Source organism: Pandoraea cepalis, assembly GCF_902459625.1.
GTDB classification, from domain to species: domain Bacteria; phylum Pseudomonadota; class Gammaproteobacteria; order Burkholderiales; family Burkholderiaceae; genus Pandoraea; species Pandoraea cepalis.
Window position 1 is genome coordinate 308,135 of sequence record NZ_CABPRY010000001.1, and the last position, 25,438, is coordinate 333,572.

The window sequence follows — 25,438 nt, forward strand, 5'->3', positions numbered from 1 at the left end:
GAAAGCGGCACATCATAAGCGCGTCGCAAGCCGGCGGCAAGCGCAGGCCCGGCGGCGCGGCCCCACCGCTGCGACACGGCGTCGCGCTTTGCCTGATGCGCTTGCCGGTCGGCTCCGACGGGGGCTATCCGGCAAGCAGGTGCTCGCGCAGCGCAGGGGCGGCCACCGTCGTGTCGCCCAGCACTCGCGCGTCGAGCATGCGCTCGAGAATGCCGACGGCCGGCAGCACTGGGCCAAAAAAACGGGCCTGTCCCGCCGCCTGCTGCGCATCCTGAACGAGCAGGGTCGGAAAGTTCTCGATGTCGTGATCGTCGAGCCAGTCGGCGTGCGTCTCGATATCCACCCAGACGAAGCACAGCGCCGGATGGCGAGCCGCCAATTGCTCGAACACCTGCGCATACTCGCGGCAGGTGCCGCACCACGCCGCGCACAAACAGGCCACGAGACGCGTGTTGCCATCGGCCAGCGCGGCAGCCAGCGCGGAGCGGTCGGCGACAGGATCGAAAACGGGCATGGTGTCGGTGATGTCGGTATCTCGGAATTGGGAGGGGACGCAGCGGCGACCGGCGCATTTCAGGCATCGGCCTCGGCGACCCGGGCATTCGCTAGCGTACGTCCCGGTCGGTCTGCCGGGCAAACCGTCCGCCGGGCAGTCGGGCGATCCGGCCGTCGAGTTCAAGCACGCTCAGATGCGCAAGCACGGTGGTGATCCCCAGGCCGGTGCGCCCGCAAAGGGTGTCCGCGCTGACCGGATCATACCCCAGCGCTTCCAGGACTGCTGCCATGCCGGGGGGCGCGGCGGTGCGCGTCGCCACGGCGGCGCGGGCCGTCGGTGGGCCACTGGCGCGCACGGTCTCGGTCATGCTGAATAGATCGGTCGCCGCGCCGTCGGACGGCGGGCGCCTCGATCCACGGGCGCGTCCGCCATGTGCGCGCTTGCGCGCATTTCCCGCGCTTCCCATGTCCGACAGGGGGAGCGTTTCCACGGTCGGCGCGGGCGGCGCAATGCCCAAGGCTTCGAAGACGTCGTCGGGCGATGTCGCGAGCGTGGCGCCGTCGCGAATCAACGTGTGGCAGCCGCGACTTTGCGGCGCGTGGATCGAGCCGGGCACGGCGAGCACGTCTCGGCCCAGATCGCCTGCCAGACGTGCCGTGATCAGCGATCCCGAGTGCGTGGTGGCCTCGACGACCACGGTGCACCGTGCGAGCGCGGCAATCAGCCGGTTGCGCCGCGGGAAATGATCGGCACGCGGTGGCGTGCCCACGGGAAACGCGGACAGCACGAGGCCGCATTCGGCGATGCGCTCGGCCAAGTCGCGATGATGCGTCGGGTAGACGAGATCGGGCCCCGTGCCCACGACGGCGCAGGTGCCGCCCGCCGTCTCGAGCGCGCCTTCGTGCGCGGCAGCGTCGATGCCGGCCGCCAGCCCCGACACGACGGTCACGCCCGCGTCGCCGAGCGCGTGGGCGAAGTGTCGCGCGTTGTCGCGTCCCTGCGGCGTGGCGCGGCGGCTGCCGACAAGCGCCGCCGCCATGGCCCCGGCGCGGTTTGGCAGACCGGCATCGCCGCGGCAATACAGGATTGGGGGGGCGTCGCCAAGCGTCAGCAGCTCACGCGGGTAGGCCGGCTCGGACAACGTGACGACCGCACACCCGGGACGACTGGCCCAGTCGAGAGTGCGGGCGATCTGTGCCGTCAACTCGGCGGACATCGGCGCGAGCAGCCTGTCCACGAGCGTGTCCGGCAGCACGCCAGCGAGCCTGGCGCGCGACGCCCGGAAGATCGCTTCAGGCACCCCGAATGCGCTCAGCAGACGCCGTACCGCAGCCGGGGGCACCCCGGGCGTGTGGCACAGCCGCAGCCAGTCCTTGATTTCCGCGTGGTCGGCCCCGATCTGAGGGCTATCGTGCGTGGCGTCGGTGTGAAGGGCGCTTTCGCGGGACATGACATCAGAACGGGCCTCGGGACAGGGCTCGGCGCAAGAGGCTCGGGCGGGTCGCGCGTGACCCGCCGCCAGCGTCGAGAGGGGCGCTATGCTAAAATTTTTCATCATCCGGTAAGCATTGACCGGGGGGCCAAGGCGGATATCCCCTGCGGCGCGAACATCGCGACGCAGCTGCCATCACAGGATTGTGCGTTCACGGCCACTCGCAGGGCAATGCGGCGAATTCCCGTTTTCATCATGGCATTACTGACAATTCTTCAATATCCCGATCCGCGTCTGCACAAGGTGGCCAAGCCGGTTGCCAAGGTCGACGATCGGATCCGCAAGCTCGTCAAGGACATGGCCGAGACCATGTACGACGCCCCCGGCATTGGCCTCGCGGCCACGCAGATCGACGTGCACGAGCAAGTCATCGTGATGGATCTCTCGGAAACGCGCGACGAATTGCGCGTGTTCATCAATCCCGAGATCGTCTGGCGCAGCGACGAACAGAAGGTTTATGAAGAGGGCTGCCTCTCGGTGCCCGGCATCTACGACGAAGTCGAGCGCGCCGACCGCGTGCGCGTGCGCGCCCTGAACGAGCAGGGTGAGGCGTTCGAACTCGACGCCGACGGCCTGCTCGCCGTGTGCGTCCAGCACGAGATGGATCACCTCAAGGGCCGCGTGTTCGTCGAGTATCTCTCGCCGCTCAAGCGCAACCGTATCAAGCAAAAGATGAAAAAACAGGTCGAACGCGCCTGAACCCCTCCGGCGGCGCCCAGCGTGGGCGTGGCCGGTAAAGTCCTCTATACTTGCAGCGCTCGCGGGCGCGTGTGTCCGCTTTCTGCCGCTGCGACGGGGCGTCATCGAACGTCCGCCGTCGGGCCAACTCCCGACTGTTTGCCGAGATGTCCATCGCCATCGCTTCGTCGTCTTCCCGCACCCGCACGATCTACTGGCTGAGCGCCGCGCTCCTGTTTGCCTTCCTGCTGGCGGGCCTGTTCGACCGCGACCCCTGGAAAGCCGACGAGCCGTATTCCGTCGGCATGGTGCTCAACTTCTTTCGCGGCCACGATCTGGTCGTGCCGCACGTGGCCGCCGATCCGTTCGTGGAGAAGCCCCCCGTGATGTACTGGACCGGGGCGTTCTTCGCTCGGCTGGCGTCCGGTGTGCTGCCGGTCTTCGATGCGGCCCAGCTCGCGGTGCTCGCCTGGCTGGTCATTGCGGTGATCTGTGTCGGCCGGCTGGCGCAACGCCTCTACGGCCCTGCGGATACGCACAATACAGACACGTTCAACTGGCTCGCGCCCATGCTCATGGTCGGCAGCTTCGGGGCCATCGAGAACATTCACAAACTGACGGCGGATGTGCCGCAACTTGCAGGCGCCGCGCTCGCGCTGGCGGCGCTGGCCCGTCTGGCCAAGGCAGAGAACTCGTCGCGCTTGTGGGGACTCTTGTTCGGCACGGGCGCCGGAATTGCCTTTCTGAGCAAGGGCCTGCTGGTGCCCGGTGTGCTGGGTCTCACCGCACTGGTCGTGCTCGCCGTGCCGGCGTATCGCACGCGCCGCTATGCGGGCGCGCTCGGCTGGGCGGTGCTGGCGTCGCTGCCGTGGCTGGTCATCTGGCCTGCGTTGTTCTGGCATGCCTCCGAGCCGCTTTTCATTGAGTGGTTCTGGGATAACAACTTCGGCCGGTTCTTCGGCTTTGTCCATCTCGGCGGAGAACGCACGACCTATGGGAGCGATTTCGCGAGCCTGATCGGGCTGACCTTCCCGGCGGGCTGGCTCGCGCTTGGCGCGCTGATCGCGCAACTGCGACAGGGCGGCGGGTTACGGCGGTACGTGATCGATTTTCCGGAGCAGGCCATGCTCTGGCTGTACGCCGGCTTGTTCGTGGCGACACTCGTCGCGTCGTCGGCCATTCGCGACATCTATATGCTGCCGCTCTTTCCGGCTATCGCGGTGCTGGGTGCGAACGCACGCTTGCCGACGTGGCTCGAGAAGGCGTGGTCGGGCGTGGCGCTCGTGCTCATGAGTGCGCTGGGACTGTTCCTCTGGGTGCGTTGGGGGCTGCAACTGACCGGGAACGGGCACGTCGCCGCGGGCCCGATCGGCAAGTGGCTGCCCCTCGATTACGTGCTGCCGTTCTCGCCGGGACTGGTGCTCGCGGCGGTTGTCGTCGCCGCGTTGTGGGTGAGTGCCATCGTGCACCGCCGTCGGCTCGGTGCCCTGGTCTTCGGTTTCGCCGGGCTGATGTTCGTCTGGGGAACGCTTTCCACGCTGTTGCTGCCCTGGATCAACGAGGCGCGCAGCTACCGCACGCCGTTCGACGGACTGCGTGAGTCGCTTGCCCATGCGGCGCCACATGGCACGCCATTGGCGACCCGATGCGTCGGGTCGTTCAACGTTGGCGAGTCGGAGCGCGCCATGCTCGACTATTTCATCGACGTGCGTCCGGTACAGCTTCCGGATCTGGCAGATGCGTCGCGCTGCGACGTGTTGCTGGTGCTCGACAAGGCCAATGCGCGCATCCCCGCGCCGGACGGCTGGCGCGAGATCTGGCAGGGCGGCCGTGCAGGCGATACCAATGAGCGCTTCCGCGCCTTCGTGGCGCCTTCGACCGCGGTGGCCGCGTCCGCCGCCGGCACCGTCAAGTAAGTTATCGCGTTCAGCACAAGGAAGTTCGTCATGACGCTTCGCATCGTCTTCGCCGGTACGCCGGAATTCGCACAAACCGCGCTTGCCGCCATCGACGCCGCTGACTTCCCTGTCGAGTTGGTGCTCACTCAGCCGGATCGTCCGGCCGGTCGCGGCATGAAGCTGCACGCCAGTCCGGTCAAACGGTACGCCCAGACGCATGGCATGCCGGTGTCGCAGCCGTCGTCGCTGCGCCGTAACGGCAAGTTTGCGGAGGAAGCCGCGGCAGCCATTGAACAACTGCGTGCGCTGGCACCCGATGTCATGGTCGTGGCCGCTTACGGCTTGATCCTGCCGCAGGAAGTGCTCGATCTGCCTCGATACGGGTGCCTGAACATCCACGGCTCGCTGTTGCCGCGCTGGCGCGGTGCGGCACCGATTCATCGTGCCATCGAGGCGGGCGACGCCGAGACCGGCATCACTATCATGCAGATGGACGCCGGCCTCGACACCGGCGCGATGATTCTGCGCGAGGCCGAGCCCATCCGGCCGGACGACACCACGGCGACGCTGCACGACCGCATGGCGGCGCTTGGCGGCAAGTTGATCGTCGACGCCTTGCGTCAGCTCGCGCGCGACGGGCATCTGCCGAGTGTTGCCCAGCCCGAGACCGGGGTGACCTACGCGGAAAAGATCGCCAAGCAGGAAGCGGTGCTCGACTGGCGCAAACCCGCCGAGGGACTGGCGCGCCAGGTCCGGGCGTTCGATCCTTTCCCGGGGGCGCTCGGCACAGTGCACGACACCCCGGTCAAGCTGTGGCGCGCGTGCGCCGTGGCGGGCAATCCGGGGGCTGCCCCCGGCACCGTTCTCGACGTGAGCGCCGACGCAATCGTCGTCGCGTGCGGCGCGGGCGCGCTTCAGGTGACCGAGTGCCAGAAGCCGGGCGGCAAACGTCTGCCGGTACGTGAATTCCTCGCGGGGTTCGCACTGGCGCCCGGCGACGTTTTCGCGGCAGGCCACCCGCCGGCGCAGTAATATGCACCGAATCGACCGTTCTGGTCATTGAAACCGTACGGAAAAGTCGTAAAACGTCACGGAATCGGCGGGAAATTCCAGCGAACGTCTGAAAAGTATCGATGCGAACGCCGCTGCCGTTGAATTTTTGACGACCGGCACCATCTAACGCCCGAGGACACGCAAAGTGCGTGGTTTCCTCGGGTCATCAAGATTTGCAGAGGAGAACACCATGTTCAATTGGATGAAGACCACCCTGCTGATGGCGGCCATCACCGCGTTGTTCATGGTGGTGGGCGGCATGATCGGCGGCAGGCAGGGCATGATGCTCGCGCTGGCGTTCGCGCTGGCGATGAATTTCTTTTCGTACTGGTTCTCGGACAAGATGGTGCTGCGCATGTACAACGCGCAGCAAGTCGACGAGACGAGCGCACCGCAGTTTTACAACATGGTGCGCGAGTTGTCGCAGCGCGCCGGGCTGCCAATGCCGAAGGTCTACCTGATCAACGAGGACGCGCCCAACGCGTTCGCGACCGGCCGCAGTCCGGAACACGCCGCCGTGGCGGCCACGACCGGCATTTTGCGTGTGCTCTCCGATCGAGAGCTGCGCGGCGTGATGGCGCATGAGCTGGCGCACGTGAAGCATCGCGACATTCTCATTTCGACGATTTCCGCCACGATGGCCGGTGCGATTTCGGCGCTCGCCAACTTCGCCATGTTCTTCGGTGGGCGCGACGAGAACGGCCGTCCCGCCAATCCGATCGCGAGCATTGCCGTGGCGATTCTCGCGCCGTTGGCCGCCTCGTTGATCCAGATGGCGATTTCGCGGGCGCGTGAATTCGAGGCGGACCGCGGCGGCGCGGAAATCTCCGGCGACCCGCAGTCGCTGGCGATGGCGCTCGACAAGATTCATCGTTATGCGCAGGGTATTCCGTTCGAGGCGGCCGAGCAGCATCCGGCCACGGCGCAGATGATGATCATGAACCCGCTGTCCGGCGGCGCGATCGCGAATCTGTTCTCGACACACCCGGCGACCGAAGAGCGTGTCGCCCGGCTGATGGAGATGGCGCGCACCGGGCAGTATCCGGCCTGACCGGGCGTGCCGCGCGCACGCGAGTGAGGACTGACCTCGCTCGCCACGGCCTCGCCCGGCGGCGCGCACGCCACCGTCAGGCGGGGCGTCAGTCTGCTATTCTGTGGCCAGACAGCCGTCCGATATCTCCCATGCCCGCCGTCGCGCGGGCATGTTCGTTTGTAGAAAGCCCATGCCGCAATCGAGTCTGCCCACCGAATCCCTGGCCTATGCGCTGCAGCGCGCCGCGCAGGCCCTCGAATCCGTCCAGAAGGGCACCGCATTGCCGCAAGCGCTGGCCCAGGCCACCACGCAATGCGCACCGACCGTGCGGGCCGCCGCACAGGATCTCGCTTACCGCGCCGTGCGCCGGCTGGGAAGCAGCCGCGCGTTGCTCGCCTTGCTCGTCAAGCCCGCACTGCAAGCGCGCGTGCGCGACATCCTGCTGTGCGCATTGGCGTTGCTGCAAGACGCCGCCGAGGATGCTGCGTACACCGAATTTACGGTCGTCGACCAGGCCGTGGAGGCGATTGCCGTGCAGCGTCGCACCGTCGCCGCGAAGGGGTTGGCCAACGCCGTACTGCGTCGCTTCCTGCGCGAGCGCGAGCGCCTGATGGCCGAGATCGCGAAGCAGCCCGAAGCCCGCTGGAACTACCCCGCGTGGTGGATCGACACCGTGCGCGCAGGCTATCCCGATCAATGGGAGACGTTGCTTGCCGCCGGCGACAGCCGCGGGCCGATGACGCTGCGCGTGAACACACGTCGCGTCAGTGTGGCCGCCATGCAGGCAAGTCTTGCGGCGGCGGGCATGGATGCCGAGATCATCGGTCCGGTCGCGTTGCGGCTCGCGCAAGCGGTGCCGGTGGACCGTCTGCCGGGGTTTGCCGACGGATGGGTGTCGGTGCAGGACGCCGGCGCACAACTGGCCGCGCCGCTCGTGCTGGGCGAGTCTTCGCGTGCCGGCATGAAGGTGCTGGACGCGTGCGCGGCCCCCGGGGGCAAGACCGGCCATTTGCTGGAAATGGCCGACGTGCAGGTCACGGCGCTCGAGTCGGATCGCCTGCGCGTGCCGCGTATCTACGAAAACCTGGAGCGTCTGGGACTCAGTGCGGACGTGCGCATCGGCGACGCCGGCACGCCGTCGAAGTGGTCCGGCGGTGGCTGGGACGGCGTGCCGTTCGATCGCATTCTGGCGGACGTGCCGTGTTCGGCGTCCGGCATCGTGCGGCGTCATCCGGATATTCGCTGGCTGCGTCGCCGGGCCGACATTGCGGCCCTGGTCGAAGAGCAGCGGCGCATTTTGTTGGCGCTCTGGGACACGTTGGCCGTGGGGGGCGAGTTGATCTATGCAACGTGCTCGATCTTCCCGGCGGAAAATGAGCAGCAAGCGCAATGGTTTGAACGTATTCGCACAGATGCGGTACGATTGGACGCTCCCGGGCAATTGCTGATGACCCCTGGCGGCGCCCACGACGGCTTCTATTACGCTCGCTTCCAGAAACGGTGACCTTTTCCCAACGGCTACTGGCCAGTTTGCTGCCGCTGCTGCTGTGCGTTTTTGCGCTCGGCTTCGCTGCGCCCGCGCGTGCCGAAAATGACATCCAGGTGCGCGAAGCGCGGCTTGAGCCGTCCGAGGGCGGCTGGTTGCTCGACGCGCGCTTTGCCTTCGAGCTCAACAGCAGCCTGGAGGACGCGGTCAATCGCGGTATCTCACTCTATTTCACAACCGACTTCGAACTCACTCGCTCGCGCTGGTACTGGTTCGACGAGAAGGTCGTGACCACGTCGCAGAGCGTGCGGTTGTGGTTCCAGCCGCTCACGCGTCAGTATCGCGTCTCCAGCAATAGCGGCAACAGCAGCAACAGCGGATTGCAGCTTGGCTTCGGCTCGTTGCGCGAGGCGCTCGCACTCGTGCGCAATGTAAGCGGTTGGCGCGTCATCGAGAAGGGCGTCGTCAAACCGGGCACGCAATATCAGGCCTCGGTACGCATGCGGCTCGACAATGCGCTGATGCCCAAGCCGTTCCAGATCGACGCCGTCAACAATCGCGACTGGAATCTCAGCTCCGACTGGGCGCGCTTCATGTTCTCGCCCGCGCCATCGTCGGCGGCGGCCAGCGTCCCGGCGCTCCCGTCCGTGGCGACAAGCACGGCGCTCGACCCCGCGAATCATGCGTTCCGTCTGAGGGGCCATTTGCCACTTGCCTTCAGCGCGGCGCTGCCGCCCGGAGTCGCCCGTGTCAAATAACGGCGGCGGCCTGCTCAAGCGCATCGTCATTCGCACACTTATCGTCACGATGGCGCTCGTCGCCATCGGGCTCTTCGGCCTGCTTGCGCTGGCATCGGCCAATACCGAATTCTTCGATCGCTACTATTCACTGCTCTACACCGCGAACATCGCGGTGGCGATCATCTTCGTCTTCATCGTCGGTGCGCTCGTCTGGATCATTCTTGCGCGGCTGCGCGAGCGCCGCTTCGGCACGCGACTTCTCGCCAAGCTGGCCATCTTCTTCGCGCTGGTGGGGGTGCTGCCGGGCGGCATCATCTATCTGGTGTCGCTGCAGTTCGTCTCGCGCAGCATCGAGTCGTGGTTCGACGTGCGCGTCGAGACGGCGCTCGACTCCGGACTCGAACTCGGACGCGCCATCCTCAACAACGGTCTGTCGGACCTCAGCGCCAAGGCGCAACTCGTGGCCGACAACCTCGCGTCGAGCGGCGACAAGGGGGGAACGCTCGCGCTGCTGCGCATGCGTGACCAGTTCGGCCTGCAAGACGCCACCATCGTCGACGGCAACGGGCGTGTGCTCGCGTCGGCGTCTGGCAGCTTCAATGCGCTGGTGCCGGATTTGCCGACGCCGCTCATGTTGCGTCAGGCGCGCACGCAATCGCGCGGCTATACGGCCATCGAAGGCGGCAGCGAGGGCTACGACAAGCATCAGGCACGAGATCAATTGCGCTGGCGCGTGGTGATCCGCATTCCGTCCGGGTACACGTCGTCATTGCAAGACGAAGAGCGTTTCCTGCAAGTCACCCAACTGGTGCCGGCCAATCTTGCGCAGAACGCCGAGGCGGTGCAGAGCGCCTATCGCGAATACCAGGAAAAGGCGCTGGGCCGCACGGGCCTGCGCAAGATGTATATCGGCACGTTGACGCTGTCGCTGTTCCTCGCCACGTTCGTGGCGATGATGCTCGCGCTGGCACTCGGCAACCAGCTCGCGCGGCCGCTCTTCCTGCTGGCACGCGGCACGCAGGAAGTCGCGGCAGGCGATTTGTCCCCGAAAGGGGAAATGCGCACCAACGACGAACTGGGCTTCCTGACGCAGGCGTTCAATGCCATGACGCGTCAGTTGTCCGACGCGCGCGCCACGGTCGAGCGCAATCGGCTGGCGCTTGAAAGCTCGAAGGCGCACTTGGAGAGTATTCTGTCGAGCCTCACGGCCGGCGTATTCGTTTTCGATCGCGACTTCCGCCTGACGACGGCCAATGCCGGCGCCGAACGCATCTTCAAGCAGAGCTTGCAGGGTGAGCTGAACCGCTCGCCTGCGCATATTCCGGCGTTGGTGGAGTTTGGTGAGACGCTGCGTCGCGCGTTCGCCGATCGCGATGCGAACGCCGATCTCGGCCCGGGCGGGCACTGGCAGCAGCAGATCGGTCTGACGCTGCCGGGCGAGACCGATGCCGTGACGCTGCTCGTGCGCGGTTCGCATTTGCCTGAGCCGATGGTCGCGGTGGCGGGCGTGCCGACGCGTGCGGGCGGTGGCTACGTCGTGGTGTTCGACGATATCAGCGATGTGATTTCGGCGCAGCGTTCGGTCGCGTGGGCCGAGGTGGCGCGGCGCCTGGCACACGAGATCAAGAACCCGCTCACACCGATCCAGCTCTCCGCCGAGCGGCTGCAAATGAAATTGTCCGACAAGTTGCCGCCGGCCGATGCCGAGGTGTTGCGCCGGGGCGCGACGACCATCGTCAACCAGGTGGCGGCCATGAAGCGCATGGTCGACGATTTCCGCGACTACGCGCGACTGCCGCCGGCGATCATGCATTCGCTGCAACTCAACGAGTTGATCGGCGAGGTGCTGACGTTATACGGGGTGGATGAAGGGCGCGGCGCGATTCGTCCGAATCTGGACGCGGACCTGCCGGCGATACGCGGCGACTCAACGCAATTGCGCCAAGTTATTCATAATCTGCTGCAGAATGCTCAAGATGCCGTCAGCGCAACCGAAAAGCCGCTTATCACGGTGGAAACGAAGACAGTAGAATACGCAGGAACGGATGTGCATCCCGGCGAACCGAAACGCACGGCAGTGCGCTTGACGATCACGGACAACGGGCCGGGGTTCCCGGCGCGCATTCTGACCCGCGCATTCGAGCCCTACGTGACCACGAAGTCGAAGGGCACCGGGCTCGGACTGGCGATGGTCAAGAAAATCATCGACGAGCATCAGGCGCGCATCGACATTCGCAACCGGCCATTACCCGAGGGCGAAGGCAGCGCAGGCGCACAGATTTCGATCTTGTTTACTCAATTGGCTGACGACCAGGAACTGTCGCGCAACAAGCCGGCAGAACACACGAAGGTAGCGTAAATGGCAACCATTTTGGTGGTGGATGACGAAATGGGGATCCGGGAGCTGCTCTCCGAGATTCTGAGCGACGAGGGGCATGTCGTGGAGGTCGCGGAGAACGCGCAGGAAGCGCGCGCCTTTCGCGCCGCGCACACGCCCGATCTCGTGCTGCTCGATATCTGGATGCCCGATACCGACGGCGTAACCTTGCTCAAGGAATGGGCGGCGCAGCAGTTGTTGACGATGCCCGTGATCATGATGTCGGGCCACGCCACGATCGATACCGCCGTCGAGGCGACCAAGATCGGTGCCCTCAATTTCCTCGAAAAGCCCATTGCCCTGCAGAAACTGTTGCAGGCGGTGGAGCAGGGGCTCGCGCGCGGCAAACGCGATCCGTCCGGCGCCGCGCCCAGCGCGTTTGCCGCGGACGACGATGCGCCTGACGCGGGCGTCTTCGGCGAGAGCGAACCGCGCCACGTCGGCGGGGGCCTGAACGGCTCGGCGGTGCATCACGCGCCGCTCGGCGCACACGATCTCGATGGCGGTGTCGCGGGGGCGGTGGTGGGCATGTCGGGCGACATCTCGTTCGACGTTCCGTTGCGCGAGGCGCGCGATGCGTTCGAGCGTGCCTACTTCGCCTACCATCTGGCCAAGGAGCACGGCAGCATGACGCGCGTGGCCGAGAAAACGGGCCTGGAGCGCACGCACCTGTATCGCAAGCTCAAGCAACTGGGCGTGGAACTCACGAAGAGCAAGACATGACGGAGGTGCGGCGCGCCCGAGTGCGCCGCGACGCCGCTTTCCAGCGGATTTTTCAACGAAGGGCTTGCGCGAAGCGTCGGCAGTCTCTATAATCGCTTTCTCTTGGCCCGGTAGCTCAGTTGGTAGAGCAGCGGATTGAAAATCCGCGTGTCGTTGGTTCGATTCCGACCCAGGCCACCAAATTCGAAGGGCTTGCGTACATCGCAAGCCCTTTTTGCGTTTGAACGAAAACGCTGCCCGATGATGGGTATCACGCCCTGACGATAGCCATGCCGGGCGTCGCGGTTCACAATCGCGTGACCTATCCCGCACGCGGGCTGCCCGAGGGGCGGCCGCAAGCGCGTGCCCCGGCCCCCGTCGTCCTGACGGCGAGGGCGATACTGCTAGCGCATGATCATGACGACAAGCACTGATTCCGCTCTGGTCCTGTTCTCCGGTGGACAGGATTCGACTACCTGCCTCGCGTGGGCGCTGTCGCGCTATGCGCGCGTCGAGACGCTGGGCTTCGATTACGGCCAGCGCCACCGCGTGGAGCTGGAGTGCCGCACCGATGTGCTGGCCAAGCTGCGCGGGCGTTTTCCGCAGTGGGCGCCGCGTCTGGGCGACGACCACATGATCGACCTGTCGATCCTGGGCCAGATCAGCGAGACGTCGCTCACGCGTGAGACCACGATCGCGATGGCCGCGAATCATCTGCCGAATACCTTCGTGCCGGGCCGGAATCTGCTGTTCCTGACGATTGGTGCGACCATTGCGTATCGACGCGGTTTGCGCGTGCTGGTCGGCGGCATGTGCGAGACGGATTTTTCGGGCTACCCCGATTGCCGCGACGACACCATGAAGGCGCTGCAGGTCGCGCTCAATCTGGGCATGGACCAGCGCTTTATCGTCGAGACGCCGCTGATGTGGATCGACAAGGCCGACACGTGGCAGATGGCGCAGGATCTGGGCGGCGACGCGCTGGTCGAGACCGTGCGCGAAGATACGCACACGTGCTATCTGGGCGAGCGCAGCGTGCTGCATGCGTGGGGTTACGGATGCGGCGAATGTCCGGCCTGCCAGTTGCGCCAGCGCGGTTTCGAGCAGTGGCGCGCACGCGGTCACGATCAGGATCGCGGCGCGGTCTGATCCTGGGAGAATCGAGAGCATCATGACGTACGCGGTAAAGGAAATCTTCTACACCTTGCAGGGCGAGGGGGCCAACGCCGGACGTCCGGCGGTGTTCTGCCGGTTTGCAGGATGCAACCTGTGGACCGGCCGCGAAGAGGACCGCGCGGACGCCGTCTGCCAGTTCTGCGACACTGACTTCATCGGCACCGACGGCGAGAATGGCGGCAAGTACCGTACGCCGGCCGATCTCGTCGCGCAGATCGTGGCGTTGTGGCCGGCGGGCGACCGCGCCCACCGGTTCGTCGTGTGCACGGGCGGTGAGCCGCTGCTGCAGCTCGACGCGCCGCTCATCGACGCGCTGCACGCCGAGGGCTTTCGCATCGCGGTGGAGACCAACGGCACGCAAGCGATCCCCGAGGGGATCGACTGGGTGTGCGTGAGCCCGAAAGCCGATGCCGAGCTGATCGTCACGCGCGGCGATGAGCTGAAAGTTGTGGTGCCGCAAGATCGCCAACGTCTGGCTGAGTACGAAGCGCTAGATTTCCAGTACTTCTACCTCCAGCCGATGGACGGACCGCTGCGCGACACCAATACGAAGTTGGCGATCGACTATTGCAAAGCGCATCCGCGCTGGTCGTTGTCGATGCAGACGCACAAATACCTGAATATTCCCTGAGCCGTTGCCGTGATTACGATTACCCGGAAACTCGAATTCGATGCGGGCCACCGCATTCCCGACCACCGAAGCCAGTGCCGCAATCTGCACGGGCATCGTTATGTGCTCGAGATCACGCTCGCGGGCGAAGTGAGCCGCGAGAGCGGTGCATCCGACAATGGCATGGTGATGGACTTCGCCGACGTGAAGGCGCTGGCCAACGAGCATCTCGTGTCGGTGTGGGACCACGCGTTCCTCGTTTATGAGGGCGACACGGCCGTGCGCAATTTTCTCGAGACGATGCCCGACCACAAGACGGTGGTCTTCGACCGGGTGCCGACTGTCGAGAATCTGGCGGCGACGGCCTTCGAGACGCTGAGCCACGTCTTTGACGCGCATTACGGCCGCGACTTGCGCTTGGTGCGCCTGCGTTTGTACGAAACGCCGAACTGCTGGTCGGAAGTCACGGCGTAATACGCTTCGACGCTTGTGCGGTCATCGTTGATGCCGCGTCCCGTCGCTGGGATGACGCCCACGCCGCCACGAATTCGACACTCCCGCCGGCAAATTCGACGGCGGACGGTGGCCACCTGACCGAAAGTGCCAACCCGCCAGATCTTGAGTCTGGCGGGTTTTTTCATTTCAGGAGTTGGCATGGCAAAAATTTCAGCGGGCAGCGACGTCATTGCGCAGAACGTGCAGACCGTCGTGCGGCTTGTCGCGATGCGGCGACGAGATTCACACGGCAATCTGCATTCCCTGGACCAGGTGGCGAATCGCCCGGTGGCTGCCGTTCTCCCGCAGCGGCAGCCAAGCGCACCGCCGCTCGATCATGGCGATTTCCGCGCGCATTTTGTGAGTTCGGCACCCACAGGCCATGCGCGGTTGCCCGTGCCGGCGCGAGAGCAACGGGGGGTATGTTCCGACGCCGCGACGCAGACCGACGCGGCATGGGAGGCGCCGCCGCCGTATTCGGTGCGGGATGTGACGCCCGGCGCGCCGGGCCCGAGCGATGCCCTGGGGCGGGCCAACGCGCTATGATGCGGCTGACACCACGTAACCAATAGGAGACTCCGCAAATGAAGACGCTGCTGCGCGGCTTGCTGGCCGCATTCCTGTTCGCGGCATTCGCCGTGCCTGCCACACAGGCATTCGCGCGCGACAAGGTCGTGTATCACATCAACGACGCCGAGCAACAGGCGCTGGCCGCTTTGCGCAACGTTCGCAACCAGCTCGACACGGTACCGGATACCGACATCGTGGTCGTCGCGCACGCGAAGGGGGTCGACTTCCTGATGGAAAGTTACAAGGATGCCGCGACCGTCGGGCCGCTGATCGCGGCGTTGCATGCGCGCGGCGTCAAGTTCGAGGTGTGTGAAATCACGATGAAGCAGCGCAACCTGAAGAAGGACCAGTTTGTGCTCGACGCGGACTTCACGCCGTCCGGTGTCGTGGAAATCACGCGCTTGCAGCAGAAGGGTTACGCGTACATCAAGCCATAAGTCGGACGTCTTGCCTCCGATCCAAGCCCTGGCGCGATGCCGGGGCTTTTGCATTGGCCAACGCGATCTCGATGGTCAAGGCGACGGCGAAACCGGCGCCGGCATGCGACCCCGGCGCGTCTTTTCCATTTGGCGCACAATACGTCCAAAGCCAGTCTCAGGAGGTTCGCGATGTCGACGTCTTACACCATGCGCCGGCTGCTCAGCGGTCTTGCCGCCACGTTGGTGGGAGCGGCCTGCCAGCCGATTCCTTATGCGGTAGCCGCCGCGCAAGCCCCGGCCCAGGGGCTGACCGATCAGGCCGTGCAGCACTATGAGGCGGGCCAGCAGTCGCAGGCACTCGGCGAGTTTCGCCGGGCGGCCGAGCAGGGCAATCGTCTTGCCCAATTCGACTACGCCATGATGCTGCTCAACGGCGAGGGCGGCACGCCCGATCCGAGCGGCGCCGTGCAGTGGCTCGAGCGCGCCGCGAACGCAGGCATGACCCAGGCACAGTACGTCTACGGCAAGATGTTCGACGACGGCTACGTCGTCGGCAAATCGATTCCCCAGGCCAATCTCTGGTACGAAAAGGCGGCAAAGCAGGGCCATGTGCAGGCGCAGGCGGCCATCGCCAACGAGTATTTCATCGGGCGCGGCGTGCCCAAGGATTACAAGACGGCGTTTGGTTGGTACGAGAAAGCCGCACGCGGGGGCGATCTGCCGTCGCAGTACATCGTGGCGAGCTACTACGAGCGGGGCTATGGCGTCGTGACGCCGGATCTCGGACGTGCGCGTCTATGGTACGAAAAGGCCGCCGCCCAGGGCGACGTGGCCGCCCAAGGCAAGCTCGATGCGATGAATCGGGGGCCCGCGCCCGCCCTGTCCCCTGTGCCGGCCCGTTAGCCGCCGGGGTTCGCACAGGCAAAAAAAACGGCAGGGCGCAGAGTGATGCCCCTGCTCCTGCCGTCTGCCTTGTCGGCGCAGCGCGCCGGACCGTCAGCTTTGCATCAGGCGCTTCTCGCGCGCCACGCTCATCAGAATGCCGATCCCCAGGCCGAGCGTCACCAGCGCGGTGCCGCCGTAGCTCATGAACGGAAGCGGAACGCCGACCACCGGCAGAATGCCGCTCACCATGCCCATGTTCACGAAGGCGTAGGTGAAGAAGATCATCGTGACGGACCCTGCCAACAGGCGCCCGAACAAGGTGGCGCCGGAGGCCGCGATCACCAGCCCGCGCGCGACCAGCAGCAGATACAGCACCAGCAGAACGGCTTCGCCGATCAGCCCGAACTCTTCGGCGAACACCGCGAAAATAAAGTCGGTGTGCTTCTCGGGAATGAACTCGAGGTGGGCCTGCGTTCCCTTGAGCCAGCCCTTGCCGGTTGTGCCGCCCGAGCCGATGGCAATGACCGACTGGATCGTGTGGAAGCCCTTGCCGAGCGGATCCGACGTTGGGTCCAGCAGCGTGCACACACGATGCTTCTGGTAGTCGTGCAGGAAGTACCATTCGACCCCCGGCTGACAGATCTTGTCCTGTACGGCCAGAACGGTGCCGATGCCGATCACGACAGCGACGAGTACCGGCAGAATGAGCTTCCACGACAGCCCGGCCAGATAAATCACGTAAAGTCCGGCGGCGGCCACCAGCAGGCCAGTACCGAGGTCAGGCTGTTTGGCGATCAGCCCCACGGGCAAGCCGAGCAACACCATGGCGACCAGGTAGTCGAACCAGCGAATATTGCCTTCGCGCTTCTGGAAGTACCACGCCAGCATCAGCGGCATGGCGATCTTCATGATCTCGGACGGCTGGATCACCATCCCCACGTTCAGCCAGCGCTTCGCCCCTTTCTTCGTCAGCCCGAACATCGCGACCGCAATGAGCAGTGCTACACCGGCCGTATAGAGCGGCACCGCGAACTTCATCAGTGTCTGCGTGGGCAGCATCGCCAGCAGCCACATCAGAATGAACGTCAGCACGATGTTGCGCACCTGGTCTTCGACGCGCCCGGGCACATCGATACTGGCGCTATAGAGCGTGACCAGTCCCACGCACAACAGCAGGAAGACGATCAGCGCCAGGGGCCTGTCGAAACCGACGAACAGGCGCTTCACCTGCTGTTTCCACGTATGTTTGTCGAGCGCCATCATGGCGTTCCTCCTTGCGCGCGAATGGCCGCGCGATGGCGAGCTTCGTCGGCGACAGTCGGACTCACGGCCGGCTGACGATGCGGCGCCGGGGCGGGCTTCGGTGCACGGGCAGCGGAAGCCGTGCCGTCGGTGCTACGCGATACGCTCGCCGTCACGTTTGACGCGACCGGGGCGACGCGTGCCACGGTCGTGCGGCCGCTCAGTTCGGCAGCGCTGGCGGGTGCGGCATCGGGTGCGGCGGACACGGCCGAGACGCCCGATGCCGCCCCCGGACCCGATGCGCCCGCTTGCAACGCCGCGGCTTCGGCGGCGCGCTCCTTCGGCTCGTCGACGAGGTAGTAATCGAGCAGACGGCGCGCGACCGGACCGGCTTGTGCGCCGCCCCATCCCGCGTTCTCGACGATCAGCGCGACGGCGATCTTCGGATCGTCGGCGGGGGCGAACGCGATGAACAAGGCGTGATCGCGTTTGAATTCGGGGATAGCGTTGTGGTTGTACTTCTCGTTCTTGCCGAGCGAGTAGACCTGCGCTGTACCGGTTTTGCCACCGGCCTCGTACGGTGCGCCCGCGAACGCCTGACGGCCTGTGCCTTCCTTGATCACCCCGACCATCGCGCGTTTGACGAAATCGATGTCCGCCTGCTTATAGGGTAGCCGTGCGCTTTCGTGCGGCACGGTGAGCTGGCGTGTGTGCGTGACAGGATCCTCGATGGCTTTCACGAGGTGAGGCTTCATCACCACGCCATTGTTGGCCAGCGTGGCAGTGGCGTGCGCCAGTTGCAGGATCGTGAACGAGTTGTAGCCTTGTCCAATGCCCAGGCTGACCGTTTCGCCGTCGTACCATTTCTGCTGCGCGGGCTTCTTGTACGCCTTGCGCTTCCATTCGGTCGACGGCAGAATGCCGCGCGCCTCGCCTTCGATGTCGATACCCGTCAACTGACCGAAGCCGAGCGGCGCCATGAAGTCATGAATCGCATTCACGCCCATATCGTGCGCGAGCATGTAGTAATACGTGTCGTTCGAGACCACGATCGAGCGGTACATGTCGATCCAGCCCTGGCCGTTGCGCACGTCGTTGCGGAACGTATGGTTGCCGAGGGTGAACGCGCCGGTGTCCTGGAAACCCCAGCTCGTGGTGCGCTTGCCCAGTTCGAGCGCGGCGAGCGCCATGAACGGCTTGTATGTCGAGCCGATCGGATACGTGCCGCGCAACGGACGATTGAGCAGCGGTCGGTCGGGCGAGTTGTTCAGTGCGTCCCAGTTCTGCTGGTCGATGCCTTCGACGAACATGTTCGGATCGAAGCTCGGCGCCGATACGAACGCGAGCACGTCGCCCGTTTTCGGCTCGATGGCGACGACCGCGCCGCGCCGGCCAGCGAAGGCTTGCTCGGCGACTTCCTGGAGCTTGATGTCGAGCGACAGCACCAGGTTGTCGCCCGGCGTGGCCGGGGTGCGCGAGATCGTGCGCACCGGGCGGCCACCGGCGGTGACTTCGATTTCCTCGAAACCGGTGATGCCATGGAGCTGCGTCTCGTAGCTCTGCTCGACGCCGATCTTGCCGATGTAATCGGTGCCCTTGTAGTTGTTGACGTCGCGGCGGATGTCGTACTTGGCGCTGTCGCTGTCGTTCTCTTCGCTCATCGCCTCGATCCGCTGGCGATCGCGCTGCGAGATCCGGCCGATGTAGCCGATCACGTGCGCGGCGGTTTCGCCCAGCGGGTACTGACGGAAGAGCCGCGCGTGCACGTCCACGCCGGGAAAGCGGAAGCGCTGCGCGGTGAAGCGTGCGACTTCCTCGTCGGTCAGGCGCGTGCGGATCGGCAGGCTCTCGAAGCTCTTGCTGTCGTCCATGAGCTTCTTGAAGCGGGCGCGGTCGCGCGGCGTGATCTCGATCACGTCGGACAGATCGGTGATGAGATCTTCCAGCGGACGGCCGATCTTCGATGGCGTGATTTCCAGCGTGTAAGCAGAATAATTACGCGCGAGCACCACGCCGTTGCGATCCATGATCACGCCCCGGTTGGGCACGATCGGCGCGAGCGAGACGCGATTTTCGTCGGCTTGCAGCGCGTACTGGCTATGGCGGAAGACCTGCAGGTAGACGAAGCGTACGCCGAGCAGGCCAAAGCAGATCAGCACGAAAAATGCAGCCGCCGTGATCCGCAGATGAAACGTCTGCAGTTGTTGCTGGGGATTCTTGAACTCGGTCATGCAAGCAGGGCTCGGTGGCGCGATCGGGTGGGGACGGGGCCCATCAGATCGGACGCGTGTCGTCGCGGTCGACGGCGCGCTTCTGCGGCGCCAGCAACAGGATACTGATCACCGGCCAGAGCAGGGCTTCGACAAACCCCGCCGCGAGCGGCCACCAGCCCGGAAACGCCGCACCGGTCGCCAGACGAATGATGAATGGCACCACGTGCGCGAGCAACAGCAACGGCAGCACCGTCAGCGCCTGACCAAGCAGCGTAAAAAACAGGACGCGGCGGTGAATCATGATAGCGCCGTACGAAAGCAACGTGTAAGCGAGCGCGTGCTCGCCCAGCAGGCCGGCGTTGTGCACGTCCATGAGCAGGCCAACGAGGAACGCCACGCCCATGCCCACCTTGCGCGGCTGGTGGATGTTCCAGAACATCAACACCAGCGCGACGAAGTCGGGCATGGCGGGGGCGTGGCCCCACGGCATCAGGTTGACCAGAAACGCCACCACGAGACTGATCGCGATGAAGTACGGATTGACCGGCAGCAGAATGTATTGCGGTCGTGACATGTCGATTCCTCAATGACCCTTGCGGGCGGCCGGGGCGCGCTTCGGATCGGCGCGCGTGCCGCCCTTCTGGCCGGGCTTCTCGCCGCTTGCCGACGGATCGGACGCACGCGCGAGATCGGCGGCGGCGTCCGGATGCAGGGCGAGCGGCGTGGTGTATTGCAGCACCAGCACCTGACGCTGGCTGCGCAGATTGGCCACCGGCTGACACAGAATGCGCGCGAACGCGGTGTCGGATACGCGGTCGACCTTGGTGATACGGGCCACGGGCAGGCCGGCGGGGTAGATGCCGTCCAGGCCGCTCGTGGCGATTTCGTCGCCGACCTTGACGTCGGCCGACAGCGGAATGAAGCGCAGGTCCAGCACGTTGCCGCGCAGCCCGCCGTAGATCACGCTATGCACACCGCTGCGCGTGACTTGCACGGGCACGGCTTGCTCCTTGTCGGTGAGCAGCGTGACTTCGCTTTGCAGCAGGAAGACGCGCGAGACCTGACCGAGCAGACCCTGTTCCGTGACCACCGGGGCGCCGAGCTTCACGCCATGCTTTGTGCCGCGATCGATGACCACGCGCTGCGTGAACGGGTCGCGTGTGTCGTACTCGATCTCGGCGGGAATGCTCGGCACGGGCAGGCGCTCGCGCAAGGCGAGCATCTGGCGCAGATGTTCGTTCTCGGCGGTCAACTGGTTATTGCGTTGGGCCTGCACGGAGAGTTCGAGGTTTTGCGCGAGAAGCGCCCGGTTCTCGCCCGAGAGTTGCGATTCGGTCGAGAAGAAGCCCGCCACGCCGAGAATGGCGTCGCGCGGCAACAGCATCATGCGTTGCACCGGATACAGGGCGGTGCCGACAACGGCCCGAACCCGTTCCAGCGTGTTGTAGTGCGAGTCGACCACGAGCAGGCCGATGGCGAGCGCGACGAAACAGATTAGCCGGGCCAACGCCGACGGTCCCTGTTTGAACAGTGGCGGCGGACTGTACTGCATGGTGGGCCCTTCAGGGGAGCACGCGCAGCGAGGCGCCGCGGTGCGCGAATGGTGTCAGTCGGGTGCGACGGAACAGCATGACGACAAGCTCCGTGCGCATGGTCTTGCTGCGTGGCCCGTCGTGTCGGGCGAGGGGGGGAAGGGATGGCCCCACCGCGCCGGACGACGAACCACGCACGTTGGCTTACTCGTAAGAGAAAATGCTGCCGAGCTTGTCCATGCGCTCGAGCGCCATGCCCGAGCCACGCACCACGCAGGTGAGCGGGTCTTCGGCGACCAGCACCGGCAGGCCCGTTTCTTCGGCGAGCAGACGGTCGAGATCGCGCAGCAGCGCGCCGCCGCCCGTGAGCATCATGCCGCGCTCGGCGATGTCGGCGCCGAGTTCCGGCGGCGTTTGTTCGAGGGCGATCTTCACCGACGACACGATCTGGTTGAGCGGATCGGTCAGCGCTTCGAGGATTTCGTTGCTCGAAATGGTGAAAGCGCGCGGAATCCCTTCCGAGAGGTTGCGGCCCTTGACTTCCATTTCCTTGACTTCGGAACCCGGGAAGGCCGAGCCGATTTCCTTCTTGATCGCTTCGGCGGTCTGTTCGCCGATCAGCATGCCGTAGTTGCGGCGGATGTAGTTCACGATAGCTTCGTCGAACTTGTCGCCACCGACACGTACCGATCCCTTGTAGACGATACCGCCCAGCGAGATCACGCCCACCTCGGTCGTGCCGCCGCCGATGTCGACGACCATCGAGCCCGTGGCTTCCGAGACCGGCAGGCCGGCACCGATGGCCGCGGCCATCGGCTCTTCGATCAGATACACCTGCGAGGCACCGGCACCGTGCGCGGCTTCCTTGATGGCGCGGCGCTCGACCTGGGTCGAGCCGCACGGCACGCAGATGATGATGCGCGGCGACGGCGAGAACAGGCGCGACTCGTGAGCCATCTTGATGAACTGCTTGATCATCTGCTCGGTCACGGTGAAGTCGGCGATCACGCCGTCCTTCATCGGGCGAATCGCCTCGATGTTGCCCGGCACCTTGCCAAGCATTTGCTTGGCTTCCTTGCCGACGGCTTGAATCGTCTTCTTGCCGCTCGGGCCGCCTTCCTGGCGAATGGCGACGACCGACGGTTCGTCGAGCACGACGCCCTTGCCGCGCATGTAGATGAGCGTGTTGGCGGTGCCCAGGTCAATGGCCAGGTCGTTGGAGAAATAGCTTCGAAGAAAACCGAACATGCAAAATCCTGTGTCTGCGTGAGGCCGTCCCAATGGATGTGACTGGGACGGCGGCCTGTCATCTGGGTTCCGGCCTGTTCGCAAAAAAAATCGCCAGGCGCCACGCGGCGGCTCGCGAAACGTGCGGACAAACCGAGGAATGCGGTACCGGGCAGGAGGCGGGGCTGCCGTTATCCATCCGTCGCGTCAGGGTCTTCCAATGGACTGCGCGAACGTCTGTCGCGCCCCTCGGACTGGCCGTGGCCCACCTGCGCGACAGCGGCGAAGGGTGCAAAAACACGCTCCGACGCAAATTTAATGCGCAATGATACCTTATAATTTCGCAGGTTTTGCAGGAAAAACGAGCACGTTGACACCCCATTCGACGCCCCGGTGCGCCCGCCGGGAGCCTTGTGGCACGGCGCGCCAGCCCTCCTGCGCAGCCCGGTGCACGGAGTAAAACGGCGGACGAGTCCAACGCCGTCCGCACATTCTCCGCATTCTGGCCCTAATTTTGGCGTCAGGCATGCACCCGGCTGCTCTCCAATGCGCACTTTTTCGGGATTTCTTCATGGCTTTGAATCTCTCAGACGTCAAACGCATCGCCCACCTCGCGCGTCTCGAGCTGGCCGATGACGAGGCGGCTCACATGGAAAAGGAGCTGAACGGCTTCTTCGCGCTCGTCGAGCAGATGCAATCGGTCGACACGAAGGACGTCGCCCCGCTGGCGCATCCGATCGAGCAAATTCAGGCCGTCGCCCAGCGCCTGCGCACCGACGCGGTGACCGAGCAGGTCGATCGCGAGGCCAATCAGCGTCCCGCGCCCGCCGTCCAGGACGGCCTCTATCTGGTGCCGAAGGTCATCGAATGAGTCCGGCCCGTTGCGCGATGACCGTGTCCGGCGCGCCGGACGCTCGCGCAACGGATTGCCGCGCGCCCTCGGCGCCCCGCATGTCCTCATGCCTTCATGCGCTATAACGCACAGCCGCCACCATGGAACAAGATCTGATTCATTTGCAGGATTTGCGCGCCGCGCTCGACGCCAAGCGCGTCTCGAGCGTCGAGCTGACGCAGCACTACCTGGACCGCATTGCCGGGGCCGCCGATCTGAACGCGTTCGTGCACGTCGACGCCGAAGCGAGCCTCGCGCAAGCCCGTGCCGCCGACGCGCGCATCGCCGCAGGCGAGGGCGCGAACCGGCCGTTGCTGGGCATTCCCGTCGCGCACAAGGACGTATTCGTCACGCGTGGCTGGCGCAGCACCGCTGGCTCTCGCATGCTCGAGAACTACGTCAGTCCGTACGACGCCGCCGTCGTCGAGCGTCTGGCGCACGCGGGCATGGTCACGCTGGGCAAGACCAATATGGACGAGTTCGCCATGGGCTCGTCGAACGAAAACTCGTATTACGGCCCGGTGAAGAACCCGTGGGACACGCGCGCCGTGCCCGGCGGCTCGTCGGGCGGGTCGGCTGCCGCGGTGGCCGCGCGTCTCGCGCCGGTCGCCACCGGGACCGACACCGGTGGCTCGATCCGTCAGCCGGCGGCGTTCTGCGGCGTGACCGGCATCAAGCCGACGTATGGCCGCGTGTCGCGTTACGGCATGATCGCGTTCGCTTCGTCGCTCGACCAGGGCGGCCCGTTCGGTCATAGCGCGGCGGATTGCGCATGGATGCTCAACGGCATGGCGGGTTTCGACGAACGCGACTCGACCAGCCTGGAGCGCGCCGACGAAGACTTCTCGCGCGGTCTGGGCAAGCCGCTCGACGGCGCAACGGCCGACAAGCCGTTGGCCGGTCTGCGCATCGGCTTGCCGGCCGAGTATTTCGGTGAAGGCCTCGACGCCGACGTGCGCGAAGCCATCGACAACGCGTTGCGTGAGTTCGAGCGGCTCGGCGCCGTGCGCGTGCCGGTGTCGTTGCCGAAGACCGAACTGTCGATTCCCGTGTACTACGTGTTGGCACCGGCCGAAGCCTCGTCGAACCTGTCGCGTTTCGACGGCGTGCGGTACGGTCACCGCGCGGCCGAGTACCGCGATCTGCTCGACATGTACAAGAAGTCGCGTGCCGAAGGCTTCGGCACCGAAGTCAAACGCCGCATTCTGGTGGGCGCGTACGTGCTCTCGCACGGCTACTACGACGCTTACTACCTGCAGGCGCAGAAGATTCGCCGTTTGATCGCGCAGGACTTCCAGAATGCGTTCGCGCAGTGCGACGTCATCATGGGGCCGGTGGCGCCGTCCGTCGCGTGGAACCTCGGCGAGAAGAGCGCTGATCCGGTGCAGATGTACTTGGCAGACATCTACACGCTGTCGGTCAGCCTGGCCGGCTTGCCGGGGATGAGCCTGCCGGTCGGCGCGGGGCGCGATGCGCGTCCGGTCGGCCTGCAACTGATCGGCAACTACTTCGACGAAGCCCGCCTGCTGCAAGTGGCCGACGCGTTCCAGCGCGCGACCGACTGGCACACGCGCGCTCCGGCAGGCGTCTGATCGTGCGCCGCCAGCGCTTGACCACGTCGCTCGCACCGCAGGGGGCGCGCACCGCCGCATGGGCATTGAAGGGGTTGGCGCTCGCCGGCATGGTGCTCACGCTCGCGTCGTGCAGCTTGCCGATCGGGCGTCCGACGCCGATCGCCTACCGCGAGATCAATCTGTCGGGCTATTGCTCGCAGACGGACGAAGATGGCTTTCGCGAACAGGCAACGCTCAAGGTGTCGTCCAATCAGGTGCAGTCGCTCGACTGGCGCCTGTGGGTCGGCCAGCGGGGCAGCTGCCACTTCAATCTGGCGGATTTCCACCAGACGCAGTGGCGCCCGAGCATCGAACTGCGGGCGAACAGCGGAAGCTGCAAGCTGCTGATCTGGCAGGATCCGGGCAACGTGACCATCGGCCATGCCAACTGCGAGGCGTATTGCACGCCAGGCATTTACCAGAACGCCTGGCCGGTGAGTTTCGATCCGCGCTCTGGGATTTGCGCGGCGGACACTCGCCGGTAGACGCGAACCAGCGCCAGCCAGCATCGGCGAACAGGAACAGAGGCCGGAGCGTCACCGTCGCGGCGACGACCGGCGGCAAGGGCAGGGCGAATGCGCCATGCCGACAAGTTGAGACAGGGTGAAC

The 25,438-nt window shown here is 65.3% G+C and carries 23 protein-coding genes, 1 tRNA gene and 1 pseudogene; 18 read left to right on the plus strand and 7 right to left on the minus strand.

All coding sequences use genetic code 11. The annotated features are described in order from the left end of the window. Positions 1–124: 124 nt before the first annotated feature. Entirely contained in the window at positions 125–514 is a 390-nt protein-coding gene (locus PCE31107_RS01305) for a thioredoxin family protein (RefSeq protein ID WP_130024515.1), read from the minus strand. 91 nt (positions 515–605) lie between these two features. Further along, complete coding sequence (gene dprA / locus PCE31107_RS01310; protein WP_174966515.1) at positions 606–1,946, minus strand: DNA-processing protein DprA; 1,341 nt, start codon at positions 1,944–1,946, stop codon at positions 606–608. Between the two features lie 237 nt (positions 1,947–2,183). Between dprA and def the strand changes: the two genes are divergently transcribed. The 15 genes and pseudogenes from def (at position 2,184) to PCE31107_RS01385 (ending at position 16,128) form a co-directional block, all read left to right on the plus strand. After that, a complete protein-coding gene (gene def, locus PCE31107_RS01315; RefSeq protein WP_130024517.1) occupies positions 2,184–2,687 on the plus strand; it encodes a peptide deformylase in 504 nt (167 codons plus the stop codon). 146 nt (positions 2,688–2,833) lie between these two features. Continuing rightward, positions 2,834–4,582: an ArnT family glycosyltransferase gene (locus PCE31107_RS01320; protein WP_150606018.1), complete on the plus strand. Its 1,749-nt coding sequence runs from the start codon at positions 2,834–2,836 to the stop codon at positions 4,580–4,582. Positions 4,583–4,612: 30 nt separating this feature from the next. Continuing rightward, entirely contained in the window at positions 4,613–5,596 is a 984-nt protein-coding gene (fmt, locus tag PCE31107_RS01325) for a methionyl-tRNA formyltransferase (RefSeq protein ID WP_130024521.1), read from the plus strand. A gap of 211 nt (positions 5,597–5,807) precedes the next feature. After that, a complete protein-coding gene (htpX, locus tag PCE31107_RS01330; RefSeq protein ID WP_130024522.1) occupies positions 5,808–6,668 on the plus strand; it encodes a zinc metalloprotease HtpX in 861 nt (286 codons plus the stop codon). A gap of 172 nt (positions 6,669–6,840) precedes the next feature. Then, positions 6,841–8,154, plus strand: a complete 1,314-nt coding sequence (gene rsmB, locus PCE31107_RS01335; protein WP_150606020.1) for a 16S rRNA (cytosine(967)-C(5))-methyltransferase RsmB — start codon at positions 6,841–6,843, stop codon at positions 8,152–8,154. Next, positions 8,151–8,744, plus strand: a pseudogene (locus PCE31107_RS01340) (DUF4390 domain-containing protein); the annotation flags it as partial. The gene rsmB and the pseudogene PCE31107_RS01340, both read left to right, overlap by 4 nt. Positions 8,745–8,943: 199 nt before the next feature. Continuing rightward, on the plus strand, positions 8,944–11,235 hold the full coding sequence (locus PCE31107_RS01345; RefSeq protein ID WP_281352549.1) for a sensor histidine kinase: 2,292 nt from the start codon (positions 8,944–8,946) through the stop codon (positions 11,233–11,235). Continuing rightward, the gene (locus PCE31107_RS01350; protein ID WP_150606024.1) at positions 11,236–11,976 is read left to right on the plus strand and encodes a response regulator; all 741 of its coding nucleotides are present in this window, start codon (positions 11,236–11,238) and stop codon (positions 11,974–11,976) included. A 104-nt stretch (positions 11,977–12,080) separates the two neighbouring features. Beyond that, a tRNA-Phe gene (locus PCE31107_RS01355) sits at positions 12,081–12,156 on the plus strand. Positions 12,157–12,366: 210 nt separating this feature from the next. Beyond that, positions 12,367–13,104, plus strand: a complete 738-nt coding sequence (queC, locus tag PCE31107_RS01360; protein ID WP_150606026.1) for a 7-cyano-7-deazaguanine synthase QueC — start codon at positions 12,367–12,369, stop codon at positions 13,102–13,104. Between the two features lie 22 nt (positions 13,105–13,126). Continuing rightward, on the plus strand, positions 13,127–13,762 hold the full coding sequence (queE, locus tag PCE31107_RS01365) for a 7-carboxy-7-deazaguanine synthase (protein WP_150606028.1): 636 nt from the start codon (positions 13,127–13,129) through the stop codon (positions 13,760–13,762). Between the two features lie 12 nt (positions 13,763–13,774). Continuing rightward, positions 13,775–14,215, plus strand: coding sequence for a 6-carboxytetrahydropterin synthase QueD (gene queD, locus PCE31107_RS01370; protein ID WP_425494706.1), 441 nt, complete (start codon positions 13,775–13,777; stop codon positions 14,213–14,215). Positions 14,216–14,395: 180 nt separating this feature from the next. Then, positions 14,396–14,782, plus strand: coding sequence for a hypothetical protein (locus PCE31107_RS01375; RefSeq protein ID WP_150606030.1), 387 nt, complete (start codon positions 14,396–14,398; stop codon positions 14,780–14,782). 38 nt (positions 14,783–14,820) lie between these two features. Beyond that, on the plus strand, positions 14,821–15,243 hold the full coding sequence (locus PCE31107_RS01380; protein ID WP_130024529.1) for a DsrE family protein: 423 nt from the start codon (positions 14,821–14,823) through the stop codon (positions 15,241–15,243). 171 nt (positions 15,244–15,414) lie between these two features. After that, the gene (locus tag PCE31107_RS01385; protein WP_150606032.1) at positions 15,415–16,128 is read left to right on the plus strand and encodes a tetratricopeptide repeat protein; all 714 of its coding nucleotides are present in this window, start codon (positions 15,415–15,417) and stop codon (positions 16,126–16,128) included. A gap of 93 nt (positions 16,129–16,221) precedes the next feature. Here PCE31107_RS01385 and rodA read toward each other — a convergent pair whose 3' ends face one another. The 5 genes from rodA to PCE31107_RS01410 all read right to left on the minus strand — a co-directional run bounded on the left by rodA (position 16,222) and on the right by PCE31107_RS01410 (position 22,345). After that, positions 16,222–17,370 (minus strand): rod shape-determining protein RodA, encoded by a 1,149-nt coding sequence (gene rodA, locus PCE31107_RS01390; protein WP_017231975.1) that lies wholly within the window; start codon positions 17,368–17,370, stop codon positions 16,222–16,224. Beyond that, positions 17,370–19,583 carry a penicillin-binding protein 2 gene (mrdA, locus tag PCE31107_RS01395; RefSeq protein ID WP_150606034.1) on the minus strand — a complete coding sequence of 738 codons (2,214 nt, stop codon included), beginning with the start codon at positions 19,581–19,583 and terminating at the stop codon, positions 17,370–17,372. The genes rodA and mrdA overlap by 1 nt, the downstream gene beginning before the upstream one ends. Before the next feature lie 43 nt (positions 19,584–19,626). Continuing rightward, positions 19,627–20,139 carry a rod shape-determining protein MreD gene (gene mreD / locus PCE31107_RS01400; protein ID WP_130024533.1) on the minus strand — a complete coding sequence of 171 codons (513 nt, stop codon included), beginning with the start codon at positions 20,137–20,139 and terminating at the stop codon, positions 19,627–19,629. Positions 20,140–20,148: 9 nt separating this feature from the next. Next, entirely contained in the window at positions 20,149–21,117 is a 969-nt protein-coding gene (gene mreC / locus PCE31107_RS01405) for a rod shape-determining protein MreC (RefSeq protein ID WP_017231544.1), read from the minus strand. A 184-nt stretch (positions 21,118–21,301) separates the two neighbouring features. Next, on the minus strand, positions 21,302–22,345 hold the full coding sequence (locus PCE31107_RS01410; protein ID WP_010805637.1) for a rod shape-determining protein: 1,044 nt from the start codon (positions 22,343–22,345) through the stop codon (positions 21,302–21,304). Between the two features lie 550 nt (positions 22,346–22,895). Between PCE31107_RS01410 and gatC the strand changes: the two genes are divergently transcribed. From gatC to PCE31107_RS01425, 3 genes are all read left to right on the plus strand, one after another. Beyond that, positions 22,896–23,195 (plus strand): Asp-tRNA(Asn)/Glu-tRNA(Gln) amidotransferase subunit GatC, encoded by a 300-nt coding sequence (gene gatC / locus PCE31107_RS01415; RefSeq protein WP_130024534.1) that lies wholly within the window; start codon positions 22,896–22,898, stop codon positions 23,193–23,195. Between the two features lie 122 nt (positions 23,196–23,317). Then, a complete protein-coding gene (gatA, locus tag PCE31107_RS01420; protein WP_150606036.1) occupies positions 23,318–24,808 on the plus strand; it encodes an Asp-tRNA(Asn)/Glu-tRNA(Gln) amidotransferase subunit GatA in 1,491 nt (496 codons plus the stop codon). Between the two features lie 89 nt (positions 24,809–24,897). Continuing rightward, a complete protein-coding gene (locus PCE31107_RS01425; RefSeq protein WP_246173882.1) occupies positions 24,898–25,314 on the plus strand; it encodes a hypothetical protein in 417 nt (138 codons plus the stop codon). Positions 25,315–25,438 lie beyond the last annotated feature (124 nt).